This is a genomic window from Pseudonocardia pini (assembly GCF_013870575.1).
Taxonomy (GTDB): Bacteria; Actinomycetota; Actinomycetes; order Mycobacteriales; family Pseudonocardiaceae; genus Pseudonocardia; species Pseudonocardia pini.
This window is the reverse complement of the sequence record NZ_JACBXB010001027.1, coordinates 1-1,562: the sequence shown is the minus strand read 5'-3', so window position 1 is coordinate 1,562 and position 1,562 is coordinate 1. Positions and strand designations below refer to the sequence as shown.

Sequence of the window (1,562 nt, the reverse complement as noted above, 5' to 3'; positions counted from 1 at the left end):
CGATCGACGGCGAGCTGAGCTACCTCACGGAGGCGGCGAGCGCGCGGGCGCTGGCCACGGCGACCACCGATCCCGGCGTCCGGATCCCGGCGATCCACACCGAGCTGAGCACCGACGGCGTCCTCGTGATGGAACGCGGCCTCGGCCGCCCCGTGTCCGACGACGCCGCCGTGGACGCGACCGGCGTCCCGCGCGCCGAGCTCGCGGACCGGCTGCTCGGCACGTTCCTCTCCCAGGTCATGACCGCCGGGGTGTTCCACGCCGACCCGCACCCGGGCAACATCCTGATCGACGAGCGGGGTGCCCTCTGGCTGATCGACTTCGGCGCGGTGGGGATCATCGACCCGGTCACCATGGAGGCGCTGCACCTCATGGCCGCAGGCCTCGCCACGCGCCAGCCGGGGCTGATCAGCCGCGCCATGCGTCCGCTCGCGGGGGCCGCGGGCGACTCGATCCGGCCGCAGGCCCTGGAGGCCGAGATCAGCCGGGTGCTGAGCGCCCAGCTGCACGCCGGTGGCTTCGACCCGCGCAGCCTGCAGGACGTCATCGCGATCATGCAGCACCACGGCATCCCGGTCCCGCCCACGCTGACCCTGCTCGGCCGGGCGCTGGTCACCCTGGAGGGGACACTGCGCTCCCTCGATCCCGCCGTGGACCTGGCCAAGGCGGCGACCGGGCAGCTGGGGTCCGCGGTCGACCTCTCGCCCGAGGGCACCCAGGACCTGGTGCGCCAGGAGGTGGTGCGCAACCTGCCGTCGCTGCGGGCGCTGCCCGGGCTGGCGGAGGACCTCGCGCTGCAGCTCCGCTCGGGGACCATGCGCGTCCAGGTCGACGCGTTCTCCGGCCCGGGCAGCCGCACGGTCGGGAGGTGGATCGACCGGTCGGTGTTCGCGCTCGTCGGGTCGGTGGGGCTGCTGGCCTCGGCGTTGATGCTCGTGGGCGCCGCGCTCGCCCCGGAGGGCAGCGCGTCGGTGACGCTCACCGCGGTCGGCTACATCGGCCTCGTCGTGTCCTCGGTGATGCTGCTGCGCACCGTGGCACAGATCCTCCGCCGCGAGGTCGACACCGACTAGGAGTCGGCCGAGCGCAGCTGCGCGAGGTCGAGGACCCGGGCCGCCGCGGTGCCGGGTCGGGCGCCCAGGCTGATCCGGATCCCGCGGTCGGCCGCGTGCCGCACGAGGTCGACGAGCATGCCCACCCCCGCGCTGGCCAGGTAGCCCACGCCGTCGAGGTCGAGCCGGATCAGCGCGCCCGGCTCGACGGTGCCGACCAGGTCGATCAGCTGCGTGCGCAGCGCGCCCGCGGAGGCGAGGTCCAGCTCGCCCCGGACCTCGACCCGCAGTCCGTCCGCCTCGCGCACCACGTGCAGGTCCGGGACGAGCGGGCCGGGCCCGGGCCGCGGGGTCGGCACCGCCGTCTCCACGATCGGCACCACCAGGAACTCGATCTCGGTGCCCGCCGCGCCTGGCCGGATCTCGACCTCCTGGCCGAGCGCGCGGATCAGGTCGAGCCCGCGGCCACGGTGTCCCTTGTCCGCGGGCACCGGCCGCCAGGTCCCCCGG

At 75.3% G+C, this 1,562-nt stretch carries 2 protein-coding genes; one reads left to right on the top strand and one right to left on the bottom strand.

Translation table 11 applies throughout. From position 1 onward, the window contains the following. The coding region (locus H5J29_RS32140) for an AarF/UbiB family protein (protein WP_181784677.1) at positions 1 to 1,073 on the top strand (1,073 nt) is incomplete at its 5' end. On the opposite strand, the gene H5J29_RS32135 is transcribed toward H5J29_RS32140, so the two are convergent. Continuing rightward, positions 1,070 to 1,562, bottom strand: a 493-nt coding sequence (locus tag H5J29_RS32135; protein WP_181784676.1) for an STAS domain-containing protein, incomplete at its 5' end; no start/stop codon positions are given. The genes H5J29_RS32140 and H5J29_RS32135 overlap by 4 nt on opposite strands.